At 75.3% G+C, this 19,933-nt stretch carries 20 protein-coding genes; 8 read left to right on the top strand and 12 right to left on the bottom strand.

Translation table 11 applies throughout. The features are described 5' to 3' along the window. Positions 1-254: 254 nt before the first annotated feature. The 4 genes from proP (at position 255) to ACGFXC_RS05345 (ending at position 4,224) form a co-directional block, all read left to right on the top strand. Positions 255-1,805 carry a glycine betaine/L-proline transporter ProP gene (proP, locus tag ACGFXC_RS05360; RefSeq protein ID WP_393710889.1) on the top strand — a complete coding sequence of 517 codons (1,551 nt, stop codon included), beginning with the start codon at positions 255-257 and terminating at the stop codon, positions 1,803-1,805. Positions 1,806-1,851: 46 nt separating this feature from the next. Continuing rightward, positions 1,852-2,274 (top strand): hypothetical protein, encoded by a 423-nt coding sequence (locus ACGFXC_RS05355; RefSeq protein ID WP_393709720.1) that lies wholly within the window; start codon positions 1,852-1,854, stop codon positions 2,272-2,274. A 148-nt stretch (positions 2,275-2,422) separates the two neighbouring features. After that, on the top strand, positions 2,423-3,490 hold the full coding sequence (locus ACGFXC_RS05350; protein WP_393709718.1) for a mechanosensitive ion channel family protein: 1,068 nt from the start codon (positions 2,423-2,425) through the stop codon (positions 3,488-3,490). 17 nt (positions 3,491-3,507) lie between these two features. Next, on the top strand, positions 3,508-4,224 hold the full coding sequence (locus tag ACGFXC_RS05345) for a DUF4230 domain-containing protein (RefSeq protein ID WP_393709716.1): 717 nt from the start codon (positions 3,508-3,510) through the stop codon (positions 4,222-4,224). A 25-nt stretch (positions 4,225-4,249) separates the two neighbouring features. On the opposite strand, the gene ACGFXC_RS05340 is transcribed toward ACGFXC_RS05345, so the two are convergent. Both ACGFXC_RS05340 and ACGFXC_RS05335 read right to left on the bottom strand, forming a co-directional pair. Continuing rightward, on the bottom strand, positions 4,250-4,924 hold the full coding sequence (locus ACGFXC_RS05340) for a YoaK family protein (protein WP_393709714.1): 675 nt from the start codon (positions 4,922-4,924) through the stop codon (positions 4,250-4,252). A 131-nt stretch (positions 4,925-5,055) separates the two neighbouring features. After that, entirely contained in the window at positions 5,056-5,442 is a 387-nt protein-coding gene (locus ACGFXC_RS05335) for a VOC family protein (RefSeq protein WP_393709712.1), read from the bottom strand. 95 nt (positions 5,443-5,537) lie between these two features. On the opposite strand from ACGFXC_RS05335, the gene ACGFXC_RS05330 reads away from it, so the two are divergent. Continuing rightward, positions 5,538-6,137: a SixA phosphatase family protein gene (locus ACGFXC_RS05330; protein ID WP_393709710.1), complete on the top strand. Its 600-nt coding sequence runs from the start codon at positions 5,538-5,540 to the stop codon at positions 6,135-6,137. A gap of 37 nt (positions 6,138-6,174) precedes the next feature. Here the strand turns inward: ACGFXC_RS05330 and ACGFXC_RS05325 are convergent, their stop codons facing one another. Further along, positions 6,175-6,687: a cupin domain-containing protein gene (locus ACGFXC_RS05325; RefSeq protein ID WP_393709709.1), complete on the bottom strand. Its 513-nt coding sequence runs from the start codon at positions 6,685-6,687 to the stop codon at positions 6,175-6,177. Positions 6,688-6,897: 210 nt separating this feature from the next. Between ACGFXC_RS05325 and ACGFXC_RS05320 the strand changes: the two genes are divergently transcribed. Further along, positions 6,898-8,517, top strand: coding sequence for a hypothetical protein (locus tag ACGFXC_RS05320; RefSeq protein ID WP_393709707.1), 1,620 nt, complete (start codon positions 6,898-6,900; stop codon positions 8,515-8,517). Between the two features lie 48 nt (positions 8,518-8,565). Here the strand turns inward: ACGFXC_RS05320 and ACGFXC_RS05315 are convergent, their stop codons facing one another. The 6 genes from ACGFXC_RS05315 to ACGFXC_RS05290 form a co-directional block, all read right to left on the bottom strand. After that, positions 8,566-9,699, bottom strand: coding sequence for a glutamate--cysteine ligase (locus ACGFXC_RS05315; protein ID WP_393709705.1), 1,134 nt, complete (start codon positions 9,697-9,699; stop codon positions 8,566-8,568). Positions 9,700-9,827: 128 nt separating this feature from the next. Then, a complete protein-coding gene (locus ACGFXC_RS05310; protein WP_393709703.1) occupies positions 9,828-10,103 on the bottom strand; it encodes an isoamylase early set domain-containing protein in 276 nt (91 codons plus the stop codon). Between the two features lie 311 nt (positions 10,104-10,414). Next, positions 10,415-10,642, bottom strand: a complete 228-nt coding sequence (locus ACGFXC_RS05305) for a hypothetical protein (RefSeq protein WP_393709701.1) — start codon at positions 10,640-10,642, stop codon at positions 10,415-10,417. A gap of 54 nt (positions 10,643-10,696) precedes the next feature. Next, a complete protein-coding gene (locus ACGFXC_RS05300) occupies positions 10,697-12,295 on the bottom strand; it encodes an alpha/beta fold hydrolase (RefSeq protein ID WP_393709700.1) in 1,599 nt (532 codons plus the stop codon). Positions 12,296-12,309: 14 nt separating this feature from the next. After that, positions 12,310-13,857, bottom strand: a complete 1,548-nt coding sequence (locus tag ACGFXC_RS05295) for an alpha/beta fold hydrolase (RefSeq protein WP_393709698.1) — start codon at positions 13,855-13,857, stop codon at positions 12,310-12,312. Positions 13,858-13,978: 121 nt separating this feature from the next. Beyond that, on the bottom strand, positions 13,979-15,238 hold the full coding sequence (locus tag ACGFXC_RS05290; protein WP_393709696.1) for a TerD family protein: 1,260 nt from the start codon (positions 15,236-15,238) through the stop codon (positions 13,979-13,981). A 314-nt stretch (positions 15,239-15,552) separates the two neighbouring features. Between ACGFXC_RS05290 and trpS the strand changes: the two genes are divergently transcribed. Together trpS and ACGFXC_RS05280 are read left to right on the top strand one after the other, a co-directional pair. Continuing rightward, complete coding sequence (trpS, locus tag ACGFXC_RS05285) at positions 15,553-16,638, top strand: tryptophan--tRNA ligase (protein ID WP_393709694.1); 1,086 nt, start codon at positions 15,553-15,555, stop codon at positions 16,636-16,638. A gap of 120 nt (positions 16,639-16,758) precedes the next feature. Next, on the top strand, positions 16,759-18,012 hold the full coding sequence (locus tag ACGFXC_RS05280; protein ID WP_393709692.1) for a glycosyltransferase: 1,254 nt from the start codon (positions 16,759-16,761) through the stop codon (positions 18,010-18,012). On the opposite strand, the gene ACGFXC_RS05275 is transcribed toward ACGFXC_RS05280, so the two are convergent. The 3 genes from ACGFXC_RS05275 to ACGFXC_RS05265 all read right to left on the bottom strand — a co-directional run bounded on the left by ACGFXC_RS05275 (position 17,985) and on the right by ACGFXC_RS05265 (position 19,692). Beyond that, positions 17,985-18,368: a hypothetical protein gene (locus ACGFXC_RS05275; protein WP_393709690.1), complete on the bottom strand. Its 384-nt coding sequence runs from the start codon at positions 18,366-18,368 to the stop codon at positions 17,985-17,987. The two genes, ACGFXC_RS05280 and ACGFXC_RS05275, sit on opposite strands and share 28 nt — an antisense overlap. 57 nt (positions 18,369-18,425) lie before the next feature. Continuing rightward, on the bottom strand, positions 18,426-19,136 hold the full coding sequence (locus ACGFXC_RS05270; RefSeq protein WP_393709688.1) for a M24 family metallopeptidase: 711 nt from the start codon (positions 19,134-19,136) through the stop codon (positions 18,426-18,428). Positions 19,137-19,260: 124 nt separating this feature from the next. Continuing rightward, positions 19,261-19,692 (bottom strand): flavodoxin, encoded by a 432-nt coding sequence (locus tag ACGFXC_RS05265; protein ID WP_393709686.1) that lies wholly within the window; start codon positions 19,690-19,692, stop codon positions 19,261-19,263. Positions 19,693-19,933: the final 241 nt, after the last annotated feature.

The raw sequence follows: 19,933 nt of genomic DNA, 5'->3' as shown, positions 1-19,933 counted from the left end.
CCTAGGCCGTCCGCCGCTGATCCCGCCCGGCCCGGCCCGCCCCGCGCCGCCCGGCCCCGTCCGCCGCGCCCCGTCCGCCGGGCCGCGACCGTACGCCCACCCGGACGGACGAGCCGACGTGCCGAACCCCGTACGGGGCCGGAACATGGGAGCTCACCGGCGCAGCGGAGCACCCCGGCAGAGAGGCCGTCACCATGCCAGGACCCACTCGCCGCCCGCCCGGGCCGCGCAGCGGGCACGCCAGCACCGACCGGATGCTGCGTACGCTGCTGCGCCGTCGCAAGCGGGCGCTGAGCAGCGAGGACGTGACCGTCGCCGATCAGCCCCAGGTGCGCCGCGCGGTGACCGCCGCGGCACTCGGCAACACCATGGAATGGTTCGACTTCGGCGTCTACGCCTATCTCGCCGGGACCATGGGCAAGGTCTTCTTCCCGTCCAGCTCCCCGGGCGCCCAGGTCGTCTCCACCTTCGCCACCTTCGCCGCGGCCTTCCTGGTCCGCCCGCTCGGCGGCCTGGTGTTCGGCCCCCTCGGCGACCGGATCGGCCGCCAGAAGGTGCTCGCCGCGACGATGATCATGATGGCGGCGAGCACCTTCGCGGTCGGCTTCCTGCCCACCTACGCGTCGGTCGGCTTCCTGGCGCCGCTGCTGCTCCTCGTGTGCCGGCTCGTCCAGGGCTTCTCCACCGGCGGCGAGTACGCCGGAGCCACCACCTACATCGCCGAGTACGCCCCCGACCGGCGGCGCGGATTCCTCGGCAGCTGGCTCGACTTCGGCACCTTCGTCGGCTACGCCCTCGGCTCGGGCCTCGTCACGATCCTCACGCTCACCCTCGGCGACCAGGGCCTCCAGGACTGGGGCTGGCGCATTCCCTTCTTCATCGCGGGCCCGCTCGGCCTCATCGGCCTCTACATGCGGCTGAAACTGGAGGAGACCCCCGCCTTCAAGAAGGAGGCCGCCTACGCCGCCGCCGAGGGCGCCGCCGAGGACGGGGCCGAGGCCGGCGCGGCCGGGAACACCGCCGCGGAAGCACCGCCCACGGCCCGCGGGAACCTCAAGGAGATCTTCACCCGGCACTGGCACGCGGTGCTCATCTGCATGGGCCTCGTCCTGCTGTACAACGTCACCAACTACATGGTGACCTCCTACCTGCCGACGTACATGACCGTCACCCTCGGCCAGAACGACACCACGGCCCAACTGCTCGTGCTGGGCACCATGCTGCTCGTCGTCCTGACCATCACGACCGTCGGCCACACCTCCGACCGCTGGGGCCGCAGGCCGGTCTTCCTGGCCGGCAGCGTCGCCCTCATCGTGCTGGCGGTGCCGGCGTTCCTGCTCATCAGGGCGGGCGGCATCCTGCTGCCCGCCCTGGGCTGCGCCGTCCTCGGACTGCTGCTCGTCTGCTTCGCGGGCACGGCCGCCTCCACGCTGCCCGCCCTGTTCCCCACCCGGCTGCGCTACGCCGCGCTCTCCATCGCCTTCAACATCTCCGTCTCCCTGTTCGGCGGCACGACACCGCTGTTCACCTCCGCGCTCGTGGAGCTGACGGGCAACGACATGGTCCCGGCGTACTACCTGATGGCGGCCGGGGTCATCGGCTTCGTGTCCACGCTGTTCCTGCACGAGACGGCGGGCAAGCCGCTGCGCGGATCCGGACCCATGGTGGAGACCGCGGACGAGGCCGACCGCCTGGTCGCCCACAGCCGCACCGCGGCCGGCCGGCAGGCGAGGGACATCTGGATCCGGCTGCGCCACCCCTGGGCGCACCGGCACCGGGACGACGGCCGCGGCCGCCACGACTGACCGGACGCCCCGCATACGGCGGCGGGGCCCGGGCAGGCGCGGGCCCATGGACCACTTCACCCAGCATCCCGCCCCGTTCGGAATCACCGTCGACGCAGAACGCTTCACCTGCGAGGAAGTGCAGGGCCTCGGCCCCCAGGGGGACGGCGGCCTGCCCGGTCAGGAACTCACGCTGACCTTCACCGGCTGCGTACTGACCGACACCCCGCGCGCTGCCGCCTGGGCCCTCGGCGAAGATCCGGTCCGGCCCCGGTCCGTGACCCTGGACGAGCCGGACGCCACCGGCCGGGCGGTCGTCACCACCTGGGAACTGACCGACGCCGTCCCGGCCGGGCTGCAGGGCGCCAGCACCACCGCCTCGAACCACGAGACGCGCATCCAGCGGCTCACCGTGCACGCCGCCAAGATCACCCCGGTGCTGCGCGACGAGGAGCGCACCGCGGCCGACCCCGCCCCGCCCCGCCCGTAACGGCCCACCGTCCGGCAAGCACGACGCGCGCCCCGCGGCGCCCGCCGGGGCCCGTGGCCCCGCCGGCAGGGCCGCCGCGGGGGCGCGCCGCGCGCTGCCCGGGAGGCAGACGCGCACGGTCCGTGCCCACGACACCCCCCGAGGAGACATGAACACCGTCGTCCGACTGCTGATCGCCCTGACCGGTTCCGTCCTGCTCGCCCTCGCCGCCGGATGGGCCGTCGACCTCCTCCTGCGCAGGGCCGACGCGCGTCACCCCGAAACCCCGCTGTGGCAACTGCTGCGGCGCTGCCGCCGTTCCCTGCAGATCGTCCTGCTCGCCGCCCTGCTCTCCGGGCTGCTCCGGGCCGCGCACGGCGGCATCGACTGGCGGCCGCTGACCGAGCACCGCGCCGGGATCGCCCACGTCCTGTCCCTCGCCCTCATCGGGGCCGGAGCCTGGCTCGTGGTGCACACCTCCTCCGCCATCGTCGAGACCGCCTACGCCCGCTACGCGACGGGCACCCGCGACCCGGCCCGGGTGCGCCGGGTCCGTACGCAGGCCAGCCTGATCATGCGCGTGGTGACCGCCGCCGTGGCCGTCCTCGCCCTGGCCGGGATGCTGCTGACCTTCCCCGGATTCCGGGCCCTGGGCACCTCCGTACTGGCCTCCGCCGGACTCATCGGCATCGTCGCCGGCATCGCGGCCCAGTCCACCCTCGGCAACATCTTCGCGGGCTTCCAGATCGCCTTCGGCGACATGGTGCGCATCGGCGACACCGTCGTGGTGGCGGGGGAGTGGGGGGTGGTGGAGGAGATCACCCTCACCTTCCTCGCCGTGCGCACCTGGGACGAGCGCCGCATCACCATGCCCGTCTCCTACTTCACCAACCGCCCCTTCGAGAACTGGTCGCGGGGCGGCGCCCAGATGACCGGCTCCGTCTTCCTGCACTGCGACCACAGCGCCCCCGTCGGCCGGATGCGCGACCGGCTCCACGAGATCCTGCTGGGCTGCCCCGAATGGGACGGCCGGGACTGGGACCTCGCCGTCACCGAGACCACCCCCTCCACCATCGTGATCCGGGCCGTCGTGACCGCGAAGGACGCCTCCGACCTGTGGACCGTGCGGTGCGCCGTGCGCGAGGGGCTGGTCACCTGGCTGACGGAGGAGCACCCCGACGCCCTGCCCCGGCTGGCCCTCACCACCTCCGAAAGGCAAGGGGTGACCATGAACTGACGGGGCATCCGCTCTGCATGGACATCCAAGCGCACGACACCGCACCGGCCGCCGGATCCGGCCCCGGATCCGGCGGCGCCGGGCGGACCGGCCGGCCGCGCCGGATCCGGCGGCGGGCGGTCCGGGCCCTCGCCGTGCTCGTGGTCCTGGCCGCCCTGCTGGTCCTCGCCGGCCGCTTCCTCGCCCTGCCCGCCCTGGGCGACCTCTTCGGCACGCGCACCCACGACCGGACCGGACCGGCCGTGCTGAAGTCCCTGCGCGACATGAGCCGTTTCGAGGGCGCGGCGGGCGACTACCAGGTCGTGGTGGACCTGGAGCACGACGCCCCCTTCCTGCCCGACGCCGTGCGCGGTACGCGGACCCTGTACGTCGGCGCCGGTTCCGTCTCCGCGTACGTGGAGCTGGGCGGCCTCGACGAGCGGGCCGTATCGGTCGACGAGGACCGCTCCGAGGCGGTCCTGCGCCTGCCGCACGCCGCCCTGGGCGCTCCCGCCCTCGATCCGGCGCGCTCGTACGCCGTTTCCAAGCAGCGCGGACTGCTGGACCGGCTCGGCGACCTCTTCTCGGGCAACCCGGCGGGCGAACAGGCCGTCCAGAAGGTCGCGGTGGAACGCATCGGGACGGCGGCCCGGGACAGCGGACTGACGCAGCGCGCCGAGAAGAACACCACGCTGATGCTGGAGGGCCTGCTGAGGTCACTGGGCTTCGAGCGCGTGTCGGTCACCTACCGATGACCGGGCCCGCAGCGCTGACAGCCCGTCACCCGGCGCTCCGCCACCCCGATCTCCCCGCCACCGCGGCGACCGCCGCCAGCAGCACCAGGACGAGCCCCAGTACCCATGAGGGCCCCGCACCCGAGTGCAGCAGAGCACCGGCGAGCGCCCCGCAGGCGAGCACCGCCACCGACAGCCCGCGCCGCGCCCCGGCCGGCCGCCAGGGGTCGGCGGCCAGCCCCGTCAGCGTCCGGGTGACCACGGTGGTGGTCAGGTCCGGCAGGGCGAGCCGGTGCACCACCGCGTTCTGCAGCCCCATTCCGGCCGCCAGCGGCACCAGGACGGCGTACCGCCCCAGGCCTGCGGTCAGGGCCGCCAGCGCCACCCCGACCAGAGCCGCCTGACCGGCCACCAGCGGCGCGAACAGCCGGACCGGGCGGGCGGAGCGCCACCGCCCGCCCGCCACGGCCCCGCCCAGGAACGACGCCAGCGCCGTCGCGGAACCGGCGGCGGACAGCCCGCCCGCACCGGCCAGCGCGAAGCCGAGGAAGACCACGTTGCCGGTCATGTTCGCCACGAAGACCTGCCCGAGCCCCAGGAAGCTCACCGCGTCGACCAGGCCGCTGGCGAACGTGAGCGCCAGCAGGAGCGGCCCCAGGCGCGCCTGGGGATGCCCCTCGGGGAACAGCCACGCCCGCGGACCGCACCGCCGCCCGCTCACCCGGCTCCCGCCCGGGAGTGCGCCGCGTCCGCGTCCATGCCGACCAGTGGATCACCCGCACCCGGCCGCCGCGACCCCGGACGCCCGCCGGCGGCGGGCGCGGGCGCGGGGGCGCCGTACCCCGGCGCGGCTCAGGGCCGGTAGCGCAGGGGATGGTCCGCCGGTACCTCCACGACGGCGATCCGTACGCCGTCCGGGTCGGCGACCCACATCTCGATCAGCCCCCAGGGCTCGCGCACCGGCGGCCGCAGCACCCGGGCGCCCCGGCCGCTCAGCTCCTCGTGCGCCGCCCGCACGTCGGCCACCTGGACCCACAGCCGCAGCCCCGGCGCCGACGGTTCCTCGGCGCGCCCCGACACCTCCAGGAAGCCGCCGCCCAGGAAGTACACCGTGCCGCGCTCCGGACCGGTCCCGAACTCGCGGTGGACGGCGAGCCCGAGGGTGTCGCCGTAGAACGCGCGCGAGCGCTCCGGATCGGTCGGGGTCAAGAGGATCCTGCTGCCCAGTACGTGCACCACGGTCGGGACTTCCCTTCGCTCACGGGCCGTCCCGACAGGTTGGCACACGCCCCCCGCCCCGGGTGGGGGTGCACACCGTCCCGGAGCGCCGCACCATGGCCGTGTACCCGTACCCCGCGGCGAAGGAGACGGCGATGACCCCGGGCCCCGCGTCACACCCGGACTCCCCGGCCACCGGAGGGGAGGGCGGGTGCCGGCTGCTGCTGGTGCGGCACGCCAAGGCGGTGCCCAAGGGGGACCCCGCCGAGGACGCCGAACGCCCGCTGAGCGAGCGCGGCCGCGCCGACGCGCACCGGACGGGCCGTTGGCTGGCGCAGTCCGGCCACGCACCCGCGCTGGCGCTCTGCTCCCCGGCGCGCCGCACGCGGCAGACCTGGCAGCTGCTGGTCCCGGAACTGGCCGGGCCGCCCTCCGCCGTGCACGACGGGCGGCTCTACGCGGCGACGCCCCAAGCGCTGGTCCGCGTACTGGCGGAGCGGGCGGCGGGCCTCGGGTGCGTGGCCCTGGTCGGGCACAACCCCGGCATCCACGAGCTGGCCTCGGCGCTGTGCGGGTCGGGCCCGCGCAAGCTGCGGGAGCGGCTCGCCGAGGGCTTCCCGACCTCCGGGGTCGTGGTGGTGGACCTGCCGGACGGCTGGGACGCCCTGACCCCCGGCGCGGGCCGCCTGACGGATTTCTGGTCGCCGCCGCGCTGACCCGCCGCGCCCGGGCGGGCCCCGGGTCCCGCCCGGATCAGCTCCCGGCGGACGGCCGCGCCGGACCGCAGAAGCGGCGGAACAGCGCGGCGTGCTCGGGGAAGCGCGCCGTCAGGTCGTCGACCCGGCCCAGGGTCATGTCCGCGAAGTCGAAACCGGGGGCCACCGCCTCGCTGATCAGCCCGTGGTCCCCCGCGGCCAGGTGGGAGGCCTTCCACACGCCCCCGGGGACGGCCAGCGTGAGCAGCTCCCCCCGCCCCGGATCCTGGCCGAGGACGGCGGTGGTGTGCCGGCCGTCGGGATGGATCAGGTGGTAGGTGACCGGATCGCCGTGGTGGTGGAAGTGCAGGATGTCGGACCGGTTGAGGTGCCAGTGCCCGACCGGAGAGCCCTTGGTGAGCAGGTAGTGAATGGAAGTGAGGGTGTAGCGGTCCCCGTGGGGCGTCGCGATCGTGGGGCGGTGGTCGGACTGGAAGGTCCGCCTGAAGTACCCGCCCTCCACGTGCGGTTCCAGGCCGAGTGCGTCGATCCATTGCTGCGCCGTGGGCACGGAGTCCTCCTGCGGACGGTGGGTCCGCGCGGTTCGCGCGGTGCACGGGCCATGGTCGTCCATCGGGCACCCGCCGGAATGGGCTCGCGCCCCGGGTTCCAGAGGAATTCCAGGAGGATTCCAGCGATAATGCCGCAGCATTTTCCGGGCCGACCGTATTCTCGGACAAGCCGATAATCGCTGTCAGGGAAAACGGATAGGAATTTCGAAATGGACCGGGAATTCAATACCGTCACCACCGTCAGACCTCCGGTCCCGCACGCGCCGTGGCCGGCCGACGGCCTGGTCTCCTTCACGGCGACGGCCGTCGAGGTCACCGCCGACGCCGCCGACGGCCCCCGGCTGCTGCGCGCCGCCGCCCGCCGGCTGTGCGCCGCCGCCGGACCGGACGCCGTGCTGGGCCACGCCGGCGGCGAGCTCACGGCACGGCTCGAACCGGGCCTGCACGCGTCGATGTTCGTCTCCACCGACATGCGCCACGACACCGCGGGACCGTCCCTGCTGCGGCTGAACCTGCGCCTGTCGGGACGCGGCACGACAGAGCCCCCGGCCGCCTCTCTGGACCGCTGGGCCGACATCTGGCACCGCCAGGCCCTCTCCGCGCCGGAGACGGACCGGGTCGCGGGCGAGCTGCCGCTCATGAACGCCGCCGTGGCGCGGCTGCGCCGCGCGAAGCCGCTCGCCGGCTCCGCGGTGCTGGTCACCGGCCACTTCCTGACCGACCTCGTCCACCTCGTACGCTGCCTCGCCGAGCTGGGGGCGCCGCTCGACGCGATGACGGTCCTGCGCAAGGACTACGCGTACCAGTGGCGCCACCGCGTCCACGGCCACCTGGAGGAGCAGGGCGTCCGCGTGGTGGACGCCACCGACCCCCGGGCCGTCGCCGAGCACACCGCACGCGCCCGCCGCCGGGGGCTGCGCTGCCTGGCCCTGGACGACGGCGGCTACGTCGCCCCCGCGCTGCTGGACCAGGCCCGTACGCGGCCCTGCGCGGGCGCCGACGCGGGGGAGTGGACCGGGGTCGTGGAACAGACCATGTCCGGGATCTACAAGCTCCGGGGCCGTGAGGCCGAGCTGCCCTTCCCGGTGTTCTCGGTGGCCCAGTCCCGCCTCAAGGGGCGCATCGAGTCGTACTGGATAGCCGAGAAGGCCGTCGCCACCGCCCTGGAACTGCTCCCCGCCCTCAAGACGGAAGGGCAGCCCGCCCTCGTGATCGGCCACGGCAACGTGGGCGCCCACATCGCCGCGCTCCTCACCCAGCGCCGCATGCGGGTCGCCGTCCACGACGCCGACATCCTCCAGCTCATCAACGCCCACGAGAGCGGCTACGTCACCTCCCGCGACCTGAGCACCCTGCTGACCCGCCACGAACCGCTGCTCGTCTTCGGAGCCACCGGACGCACCAGCATGTCGACCCGGGAGTTCGAAGCCCTCCGGCGCCCCGCCTACCTCGCGAGCGTCAGCAGCCGCGACATCGAGTTCGACCTCCCCGCCCTCGAAGCCCTCGCCGCCCGGGACCGCACCTCGGGCCCGCAGGCCCGCCCCTCGTCCCGCACCCACACGCTGCCCGGCGGCGTCGACGTCACCGTGCTCGCGGGCGGCCGCCCCGTCAACTTCCACGAGACGGACAGCATCAGCAACCTGCACTCCGACCTCGTCTACGCGGGCATGCTCACCGGCGCCTGCGCCGTCGCCGCCGGACAGGCCCCGCCCGGCCTCGACCCCGCGTGGGCCGATGCCGTCCTGGAGGAGTCCGGGCTGCTCCAGGACTACTACGAGCTGTACGGTCCCACCGCCACCGCGCCCCCGTGGGACGTCAGGGGCCGGTAGCCGCAGCCGGCCGCGCGGACGGCGGGCGGGGGCGGACGGCCCGGCGGATCAGCCGACCCGGTCCGCGCCGTCCGTGGTCCTGCGCGCACAGTGGCGGACGACCGAGGCCAGGTCCCCCTCCGACCGCAGCAGCTCCCGCTGCACGCGCGCGCCGTTGCCCAGTTCCAGCAGCCGGGCGCAGCCGCTCCGGGCGAGCTGCTCGTCGCCGGAGTCGGCCAGGGCGTCGCCCACGTGCCGCAGCAGCGCTTCGACGGCGGTCTCCGGCGAGGTCGCGCGCAGGGTCCCGGGGTGCAGCAGCGGACCGTCCAGTCCCGACCGGCCCGCCTGCCACGACGCGAGCCGCAGCATGCCGGTGCTGACCCGCGGCGCGGCCTCCCCGGCCTTCCAGGCCCGGGCGGAGGTCTCCACCAGGCCCCGTACCAGCGCGGCCAGCAGGACGGGCGTCGTGGCGTCCAGGCACACGTCCGCGACGCGGACCTCCACCGTCGGGTAGGTGGCCGACAGCCGGGCGTCGAACCAGACCATGCCCTTGTCGCGCAGCACCCCCGAATCCACCATGGCCCCGACCTCGGCGTGGTAGCGGGCCGCGGAGCCGAAGACGTCCACGGGCCCGGCCGCGGGCAGCCGGTTCCACACCCGGCTGCGGTAGCTGCCGTACCGGGTGTCCTCGCCCTGCCAGAACGGCGAATTCGCGCTCAGCGCGGTCAGCACCGGCAGCCACGGCCGGATCCGGTCCAGGACGGCGACGCCCTCCTCGTCGGAGTCGACCGACACGTGGACGTGACACCCGCAGGTCAGCTGCTCCTGGGCGGTCATGCCGAACTGGCGCGTCACCCAGTCGTAGCGGTGGCCCGGGGACATGGAGGGCCGGACCGGCAGCGGGGAGGTGCCGAGCGCCGCCACCACCGCGCCCGCCGCCGCGGCGTGCCGGGCGGCCTCGGCCCGCCAGCGGACGATCTCGTCCTGGAGCTCGCCCATGTCCGACACCGGCTTCGTGGCGAACTCGACCTGCTCCTCCTGGAGCTCCGCCTCGAACGTGTGGCCCTCACCGCCGGTACCGGGCCCCTCGCCGGCGGCGTCGGCCCGGTCGGCCGCGGCGAGCACGGCTCCCGACACGGCCAGGGGCTCCCCGCTGTCCGCGTCCGCCAGCAGCAGTTCTTCCTCCACGCCCACGCTTCGCATGCGGCCACCCATCGCTGTCTCGTCGTGCCGTCCCGCGCGCAGACCCGGGACCGTTCGTCACCGTCTGCCCGGGCCCGCCGCCGCCATGCGGAACCGCCCGCCGGGCGGCCGGGCCCCGGCCGGGCCGGTCAGGTGTGCAGTCGGCTGTTGCTGCCGTCGTGGCTGTCGGCGTGCTCGTCGTTGAACCAGTAGTCGCCGGCCGCCAGGTAACGGAAGGAGTGCGCGCTGTGGACGGGCAGGGCCACGGTGGCGGCGCGGGTGCCGTCGCCGCGCGACTCCAGGGGGTGGGCCGCGGGGTTCCAGTGGTTGAAGTCGCCGACGACGCTGACCGGTCCGTCCGGGGTGTGCTCGGGAAGGATGAAGGTGACCTGGGTACGGCCCTTGAGGCGCTTGCGTTCGAGCACGGAGGACTCCAAACCGCGGGGAATCGGGAACGGACCCGTGCATCCTCGCCCGGGGGCCGGTCCGACGCCGCCGTACGCGGCCGCGAGGTCACCCGGCCGGTCGCCGGACCGGGAGCCCCGCCCGCCCGGCCCGACGGCCGCCGGATGTCGCTGTCATATGCCTATCGCTGCCCGGCCCGGCGGGTCTACCGTGGCCCTCGCCGGACCCCACCGGGCCCGGCGACCCTCCCGGCCTCCCCACGGGAGGGTCGCCGCGCGCCCTGCGCAGCCGCGCGCCCGAGGTGTCCGCGCGCCTCACGCGGCCGGGCACCTCACGAGGCCGGGCGCCGCCACACCTCGGGGCCGCCGCCCTCCCAGCGGATGGGCCCGTCCTGCGACAGGTCCACGTCCTCCAGGCCCGCCCGCCGCAGGAACTCCGACACGTCGGCCGGCGAGTGGGCGCGGCCGAGGTCGGCGTCCACCCCCAGCGCGTGCACGGTGACCTTACGTCCGCCCTTCGGCGACACGGGATGCACCACGATCTCCGTCTGGTCCGCCATGTCTCCAGCCTGCCGGGAGCAGGCCCGTCCGGCACGCCGAGCGCCGGACGCGGGTCAGGCCGTCGGCCCCGTGTCGAACTCCGGCGGCCGCAGGCCGGCGACGCATCCCGTCCGCGGGGCCGTCGGCGCGTCGAGGAACGAGCGGGTGATCTCCTGCGCACAGGGCGACGCGGCGAACGCCACGTGGGCGACGTAGGGAATGGTCACCACCGTGGCCCGGCTGAGCGTACGGGCCACGTACGGCCCGTTGGCCGCCCCGGTCTGGGCGTCGAACCCGGCCGACATCACGAGGGTGGGAACGTCACTGCGCGTGACGTCACGGACGGAGCGCGGCGCGGCGGGCACCCGCCAGGCGTCGCAGTCCCCGGAGAGGAACGGCAGCTGCGGAGCCTGCTCCAGGACCGCGGCGGGGAACGAGGGGAACGCCTCCCGGCCCGCCCGGACCGCCTCGTCCCGGCTCTCGAAGGGCACCCACTCGCGGCAGAACACGCCGTACGCGAGCCCGTGGGCGATCCGTCCCGCCGCCTGCGGGCCGACCTTGCCGCCCGCCCACTGCTCGGCGATCCGCTGCGGCCGGCCGTGGGCCAGCTCGTCGAGGGAACGGGGCACGCCTTCGGCCAGATGGGTGGCCGAGGTCAGCCAGTTCACCAGCGTCCCGCCGTCCAGCACGACCTTGACCGGCGCCGCGCGCCCCGGGACCTTGACGGTGGTGGTGACCGGCCGGGCCGACAGCTGCCGCACGAGCCGGTCGAAGGTGGCCGGCAGGTCCGGGTAGCGGCGGGCGCACGCGGGCTGCGCGGCGCACGCCCGGAACAGGCCGTCGAAGCCCTCGCGCGCGCCGGCCCAGGTGAGCGCGGCCCCCGCCGTGGACGGCGGCAGCACGCCGTCGAGGCCGACGGACCGGATCCCCTCCGGATGGTCGCGCAGGTAGATCAGCGCCAGGTCGGTGCCGTAGGAGATGCCGAACACGTTCCACTGCTCCAGGCCGAGCGCGCGGCGCAGGTCCGCGTAGTCGGCGGCGCTCTCGGTGCTGTCGTACGAGGCGAGCGCGGCCCCGCCGGCGGCCAGCCGGTCCCGGCAGGTGCGCGTGGCGTCGACGTGCAGGCGTCCGGTGGACGGGGCGTCGTAGGCCAGGCCCACCGCGCGGGCGTTGAACTCGTCGACCACGGGACAGGTCAGCGCCGGATCGGCCGAATAGGTTCCGCGCTGCGACATGAAGATGACGTCCCGGTCGCGGTTCAGGCCCCCGTCGATCGCCATCTGCGCCTCCCCGACCGCGTCGTCACCGGGGCCGCCCGCGAACCACACCACCGGATCCGGCTTCGCCCGGCCCGAGGCCGCCGGGACGACCGCGACACCGAGGGCGATCGTCCGCCCGCCGGGCGCGCCCCGCTTCTCGGGCACCGTGAGCGTGCCGCAGCGGGCCCCCTTCAGGGCCGCGATCGGCTCCGGAGTCCTGGGACAGGGGCCGGGCGCGTAGCGGGCGTCGCCCGCCGTCCCCGCGGCGCTGCCCGTCGCCGGCCCGCCGTCCGTGCCATGGGCGGGTGCCGCGACGAGCCCCGTGACCAGGAGCCCGGCCGCCACCGCGGCCGGCCCGGCGCGGAGCCGCCCGCCGGCGCGGCGACGGTGACGGGGCAGGACGGTGGATGCCATCGGGGACCTCCCGGTCACTTCGGGACGATCGTGAACGGTTTCGGCTTCAGGTCCGCCACGCAGCCGGTGTCGGGCGCGGTGGGGCGGGCGAGGAACGAGGCCAGCACGCGCTGCGCGCACGGCGACTGCGGGACGACGAAGTGCCCGATGCCGGGGATCCGTACGACGGTCGACCGGGACAGCCCGTCCGCCGTGCGGGCCCCCCAGCTCGCGCCGGTCTTCGCGTCGAACGTCCCCGAGACGAGCAGCGTCGGCACCGGCCCGGAGGCCGCCACGCGCTGGGCGGCGGAGCGGTCGGGAACGTCCCAGACCCGGCACACGTCGTACTGGAACGGGAGTTGCGGAGCCTGGGCCAGGACGGTGTCCGGCCAGCCGGGAAAGGCCTCGCGCCCCGCGCCCAGCACTTCGGACGGCCCGTGCCCCGGCACCCATTCGCCGCACGCCACCGACTCCGTCAGACCGTGGGCGGTCCGTCCGACGGCGGGACGGGCGTCGGCCGCCCGCGCCCGCGCGAACCGCTCCGGATGCCCGCGGGCCAGCTCGTCGAGCGCCGCCGGGACGTCGGCGGCCGGGACGGAGTTGGATACCAGCAGGTTCACCAGCGTCCCGCCGTCCAGGACCACCTTCACGGGCTTGCCGCCGCCCGGCGCCGCCGCGTCCAGCGTCAGGGGACGCGCCTCCAGCCTGCGCACCTGCTCGGTCAGGGTGCGCGCCACGTCCGGGTAGCGGCTGCGGCAGGCGGGCTGCGCCGCGCACGCCCGCAGGATCGTGTCGATCCCCTCCCGGGCGCTGCTCCACGTCCAGGGCAGGGTCACCGTCTGCGGAGGGGCGACCGAGTCGAGCGCCATCGCCCGGATGCCCGCGGGGTGCTCGCGCAGGTAGGTGAGGGCGAGGTTCGTGCCGTAGGAGTACGCGTACACGTTCCACTCGCGGATGCCGAGCGCGGTGCGCAGAGCGGCGAAGTCCGCCGCGTTCTCCCCGGTGTTGTAGGCGCTCAGGTCGGTGCCCGCCGCCGCGAGGCGGGCGCGGCACCGCTGCGCCGCGTCCACCAGGAGCCGGCGGGCGGACGGGTCGTCGTAGCGCAGGCCGACGGCCCGCGCCGAGGACTCGTCGATCTCGGGGCAGGCGAGGTTCGGCTCCGAATGGAGGTTCCCGCGCTGGGCCATGACGATCAGGTCGCGGTCGCGGTTCAGGCCCGCGCCGACGAGGAAGGGGATGTCGTCGAAGGCGTCGCCCCCGGGACCGCCCGCCATGTACACCAACGGGTCCGGCGCGGGCTTCCCCGACGCGGCGGGAATCACCGCGACGGCGAGGCGGATGGTGCGCCCGGGGCGCGAGCGGTTCTCCGGGACCTCCAGGAAGCCGCACCGCGCGTGGTCGAGCGCGGCCACCGGCTCGGAGGTCCGCGGACAGGCACCCGGCACGAACCGTGCGGCGGGTGCCCGGACTTCGTGTGGCACGGCCGCCGCCGCGGCGGGCCCGGGGCCCGTCCCCGTCAGCAGGACCAGGGCGGCCGCGGCGGCCGCCGTCGCCGGCAGGGCCGTGGATCGGGCGGATCGCACGTAAGGGACGATACCGGGCCCCCCGAACGGGCGCACACGGGGCGCACACGGGCGGACGGAAGGCCTGGTGGGGGCGTCCGTCCGCCCGGGCGGTTCCCGTCGGTCCTTGCCCGGGCCCTGCTCAGTCCTTGCCGGCCGCGTGCCAGGACATCCCCCAGCCGTACTCCAGGTCCGCCGCCTGCTGCTTGAAGACACCGGGCGCGGGCTGGATGTACTTCGCCTCGCGCCGGACGATGAGTTCTCCGCCGACGTTCTCGATCAGGGCGATGGCGGCGACGGGCGAAGCGACGGTGCACTCGTCCAGGAGCACTTCGATGGGCGGTCCGGCGGGCGGGAAGAGGGTGGCGACCCCGTGGAGCCCCGCGAAGCTGGTGGCCCCGTCGTAGATGACGACGAAGACCAGGAGGCGTTTGATGGCGGCCGCGTGATCGAGGTTGATCAGGAGGTTCTCGCCGGTCTCGCTCGCCCCGGTCCGGTCGTCCTGGTCCAGCAGCACGTACGGCGGCTGGTCGAAGGAGCCGAACTGGTCCTCGATCGGGTGGACGATCCCCGTCGTGCCGTTGTGCAGTTCCCACAGGCAGGACAGGTCGAGGTCGACGTCCTCCAGCCGGACCGCGCCCCCGCCCTTGTTCATCCAGCCGCGCGGCGGCCGGGCGGCGCTCCACGAGAGGTTGACCCGCATGGCGCCCGACGTGGCCCCCTGCTTGGTCAGCGACACCGTGGGCGCGGCCTTCGTCAACGTGATCTTCGACAGCCGCACCGGCTGCGGGGCGGGCCGGACCCGAGCGGCGGCGACGGGGGCCGGGGCCGCAGCCGGGACCGGGGCGGGCGGGGGGACGGGAGCCGGCGCCGCCGCCGGCTCGTCGACCGTGATGCCGAAATCGGTGGCGAGCCCCGCCAGCCCGGAGGCGTAACCCTGCCCCACCGCCCGGAACTTCCACGCGCCGCCGCGCCGGTACAGCTCCCCGAGGACGAACGCCGTCTCCGAGGAGGCGTCCGGCGGGTCGAACCTCGCCGTCTCCGCCCCGCTCTCCGCGTCCAGCACCCGCACGAACAGCCCCGACACCTGGCCGAACGTGGCATCGGTGGACGCCGCGAGCACCACGGTCCCGATCTCCTGCTCCACCGCCGACAGCGTCACCGAGATCGTGTCGAGCACGCCCGCGCCGTCCTGGCGCCTGCCCTCGTGGCGCACCGCGCCGCTGTGGTGCACGAGGTGGTTGTAGAACACGAAGTCGTCGTCCGACCGCACCTTGCCCGCCGCCGTCAACAACAGCGCCGACACGTCCACTTCGGGCGCTCCGGGCCCGCCCCGCCAGCCCAGCTCCACCCGCACCCGGGCGCTCGCCACCGGTACGTTGGCCCCCTTGCGCAAGGACATCCCGCTCCCCTTCCACGACGTCGCGAACCCCCGCAGCGTACGCGTGCCCGCGCCCGTCCGGGTGACCGAAGTCCCGGCACCGCCGGGCCCTTCGGGGGCGGGAAGGGGGCCGACGGGCTCCGTGCCGGGGCGTGCGCCGGCGGCTAGCCTGGGAGGCATGTCGCATTCATCCCGTCCGTGCTGGTGGCGCTCCCCACAGAGCGGCCGCTGACGAGATGTGCACCGGGCCGTCCTGACCGACGGCCCCCTCCTCCCGCCCCGCGGGGACGACACGGGTTCCGCGGTCCCGGGCGCCCCCGAAACGAGGAGGAACCATGACCGCGAACGACCACGCGCCCACCCCCTGCCCCGACCCCGACCCCGTCCTCGCCGCCGCCGGGCGGCGCAGCGCCGAGCTGGAGCGGCGGATCGCGACCGACCCCGGGCGGTTCCGCGTCCTGACCGGAGACCGGCCGACCGGACGACTGCACCTGGGGCACTACTTCGGCACCCTCCAGAACCGGATCCGGCTACAGGACCAGGGCGTGGACACGTTCGTCGTCATCGCCGACTACCAGGTCCTCACCGACCGGGACGTCGCCGACCGCCTCACCGAGCACGTCGAGGACCTCGTACTGGACCACCTGGCCGCCGGGATCGACCCCGGACGGTCCACCGTCTTCACGCACAGCGCCCTGCCCGAGCTGGGCCAGCTGATGCTGCCCTTCCTCTCCCTGGTGTCGGTCGCCGAACTGCGCCGCAACCCGACCGTCAAGGACGAGATCACCCACTCGCGGCAGGCCTCGGTGAGCGGGCTCATGTTCACCTACCCGGTCCACCAGGCCGCCGACATCCTCTTCTGCAAGGCGAACCTCGTCCCCGTCGGCCAGGACCAGCTCCCGCACCTCGAAGTCACCCGCACGATCGCCCGCCGCTTCGACGACCGCTACGGCCCCGTCTTCCCGCGACCCGACGCCCTGCTGTCCCGGGCCCCGCTGCTCCTGGGCACCGACGGCACCAAGATGAGCAAGTCCCGCGGCAACGCCATCGCCCTCGCCGACTCCGCCGACGACACCGCCCGCCTCGTCAAGGGCGCCAGGACGGACGCCGAGCGCCGCATCACCTACGACCCCGCCGCCCGGCCGGAGGTCTCCAGCCTGCTCCTGCTCGCCGCCCTCTGCCAGGGCCGCGACCCGCACGCGGTCGCCGACGAGATCGGCGACGGCGGCGCGGCCGCCCTGAAGCGCACCGTCACCGAGGCCGTGAACGAGCACTTGGCGCCGCTGCGGGCCCGCCGCGCCGCGTACGCCCGCGACCGGGCCCACGTACGCGACGTGCTGCGCGCCGGCAACGAACGCGCGCGGGCGGTCGCCGAAACCACCCTGGACGAGGTCCGGACCGCCATGGGCACCATGTACTGAGCGGTCCCTGCTCCCCGCCCCTCACAACCTATAGCGCACCGGGGGGCTTGCGGCAAGACCCGTCCCGTACCGCACAATCGGCGGCCGAAAGCCTCAACCTGCGGAAACGGGAGTCGCGAAGTGCGTGTGTTGTTGACGACGTGGGGATCACGCGGGGACGTCGAACCGCTGGCCGCCCTGGCGGTGGAACTGCGGGAACTGGGCGCGCAGGCACGGGTGTGCGCACCGCCGGACGAGGAGTTCGCGGCGCTCCTGGCGCGCGTCGGCGTGCCGCTGGTGCCGCTCGGGCCGACGGTGCATTCGGTGGTCGCCGCGGCCAAGCCGACGGCGGCGGACGCGCTGCGGCTCGCTCCCGCACTCGTCGCCGCCCGGTTCGAGACCCTCACCGCCGCCGCGGCCGAGGGATGTGACGTGGTGCTGGCCACCGGCCTGATGCCGGCCGGAGCACGGGACGTGGCAGAGGCACTGGGCGTCCCCTACGTGTACGCCTGCTTCCACCTCGCCGGGCTGCCGTCACGGCACCTGCGGCCCGGCGCGCGGCCGGGCCCGGCGTCCGCGCCCGACGAGACCGACCACCGGGTGCTGTGGCGCCAGGACGCCGACCGGGTCGACGCGCTCTACGGCGAGGCCCTCGCCCGGCACCGCGCGGCGGCCGGCCTGCCGCCGGTGACCGGCGTGCGCGACCACGTCTTCACCGGCCGGCCGTGGCTGGCGGCGGACGCGACGCTGTGTCCCGGGACCGGCATGACCGACCTCGACCTGGTGCAGACGGGGGCGTGGCTGCTGCCCGACGACCGCCCGCTCCCGCCCGGCCTGCGGGCCTTCCTCGAAGCGGGCCCGCCACCCGTGTACGTGGGCTTCGGCAGCATGGCGGCGCACGCCCCGCGGGACATCGCCCGGGTGGCCACCGAAGCGTGCCGCGCGCACGGCCGGCGCGTCCTGCTCGCCCGCGGCTGGGCCGGCCTGGCCCCCGTGGACGACGCCGACGGCTGCCACGTCGTCGGCGAGGTCAACCAGCAGGCCCTGTTCCGCCGGGTGGCCGCCGTCGTGCACCACGGCGGCGCCGGCACCACCACGGCCGCCGCCCGGGCCGGGGCGCCCCAGGTGGTGGTGCCGAGGATCGCGGACCAGCCGTACTGGGCGGGCCGGGTCGGCGAGCTGGGCATCGGTGCGGCGCACGACGCCACGGAGCCGACCGTCGGCTCCCTGTCGGCCGCCCTCGGCGCGGCCCTGGCCCCCGGCACCGGCGTACGGGCGGCGGCCGTCGCGGCCGCGGTCCGTACGGACGGGGCGGCGGTGGCGGCACGACTGCTCCTCGACGCCGCCGCCGGGGCGGACGCCCCCGGTCAGCGGCCCGTACGACGGCCGCGGTAGCGGGCCTTCCACCGGGCGAGGAGCTCGCCCGGGGTGCGGGGGGACGGGTCGTGCTCGGCGGGCCACTCCTCCTGCGGGGTGAGCGGGGCGTTCGGCATGAGGTACTGCGTGCCGTCGCGCTCCAGCATGCAGGGCGGGACGTCGTCGCGGTCGTAGGGACGCCCGATGCGGATCAGGAAGGGGACCGGCGGATCGGCGGCGATCTCCCCGCGCAGGACGAGGGCGCCGGGGGAGGTCCGGTCGGTGGACACGGTCCTCCCGTCGACGAGGACCTCCACGCGATGTCCCCGTACGTCGTACAGGACGGTGAGGGAATGTCCGTCCTGATCGAGGTGGTAGCGATGTCGGCCCGCCACGGCAGCCTCCCGGTGCTCCGCCCCCTGCCCAGGGTAGGGCGGGCGCGGGGCGGGTGCTCAGACCAGGTCGAGGAGCTGCTTGAAGGAGCCGCCGAAACCCTGGTGGTCGTCGACCAGCCGGACCTCCAGGATCCAGTGCGCCCGCAGCCCGCCCCCGACCGTGCGGCGCAACGGCCGGTCGTTGTCGGGGCCCACGAAGGCTTCGCCCCGGACCCGGGCCGGCGCGGGCCCGGCGGCCGGCGCGGGCCCCGTCAGGCGGCCGGCGTGCCACGTGCCGAGCGACCACCCCGCCTTCGAGGCCAGCGCCCTGACCTCGGAGTGCAGCTGCCTGCCGGTGATGGCCTCCTCCCGCAGGAACGCCTCCCGTCCGGCCGCGCCCACCGCGGCCAGGTCGGCGACGAGCCGGTGCATCCGCGGGTCGTCGCCGAGGACGAGGGTGCGGGCGAAGTCCGTCTCGTACCCGGCCAGCAGCGGACCCAGGTCCACCACGACGATCTCGTCCACGCCGATCACCCGGTCCGGCGTGTCCTGCCCGTACGGCAGCACCGTGTGCGGGCCCGACCGCACGAGCCGCCCCGGCCGGTCCCCGGCGGCCCGCAGGAACTCCCTCGCCACGTCCCGTATCCGGGCATCCGCCTCGCGCTCGGTGCGCCCCGGCACGATCAGCCCGGACGCCACCACCTCGGCGAAGACGCCCCGGGCCATCCGCTGCGCCTCCACCAGACCCAGGGCCCGCAGTCGCTCGTCCATCCGGTCGGGTGCCGCCATCGTGCCGTTCCTCTTCCTGCCGGACCTCGCTGAGCCAGCAGCAGTCAACACCCCGGCCCACCGGATCGGCAGTGGTCGTCCCACCAGTTCCGGTCCTCCCGGCACGGCGGTGACCTGGTGATACCTATGAGCCGCCGAGCCGCGCGGCGAACGCCGCCGCCGCAGCCAGGTCGCCCGCGTGGGGCCGCTGCCGGTGGAGGCCGCCGACGAGCCTGAACGGCGCCCAGGTGTCCAGCGCCCGGCACGAGAAGGTCCCGCCCACCGCGAAGCCCTTGCGCTCCAGCAGCCGTACCAGCGGGCGGCTGAACGGCGCGAACGGCAGTTCCGGGAGGCCGCTCGTGGCGAACACGAACGCCCGGCCCCGGGCCCCGGCGGGGAGCGAACCGGCGAAGCCGGTCAGACGGGGGTGCAGCCTGCCGTGGAAGACGCCCGAGCCGAATCCCACGAGGTCCGCCCCGGCCACCTCCGCCGGGTCGGCGTCCTCGGGGGTGACGACCCGCGCACCCAGCACCAGGCCCATGGCGTCGGCGACACGACGCGTATTGCCGTGCGCCACGGAGGCACACACGATGACGGCCCTCATATCGGTCCCTTCGCTCCCGGAGCCTCCCGACGGCTCCTGGAAAGGGGACAGCGCGGCAGCACCGGACGTGACACCCCCCTCGTGTGGCGCCGGCCACACAGGGAGCGCCCGCGCGGCCCGGCGCCACCGCCGATCCGTCCAAGACCGCCCCGCGGCCCGGCCCATCGAGGGACCGGACGGCGGCATGACGGCGACCGCCCTCCCGCCGGCTCGC

The organism is Streptomyces sp. NPDC048507 (genome assembly GCF_043199995.1).
Taxonomy (GTDB): Bacteria; Actinomycetota; Actinomycetes; order Streptomycetales; family Streptomycetaceae; genus Streptomyces.
The sequence above is the reverse complement of the archived record's forward strand: the minus strand, read 5'-3'. Positions and strand labels throughout refer to the sequence as shown.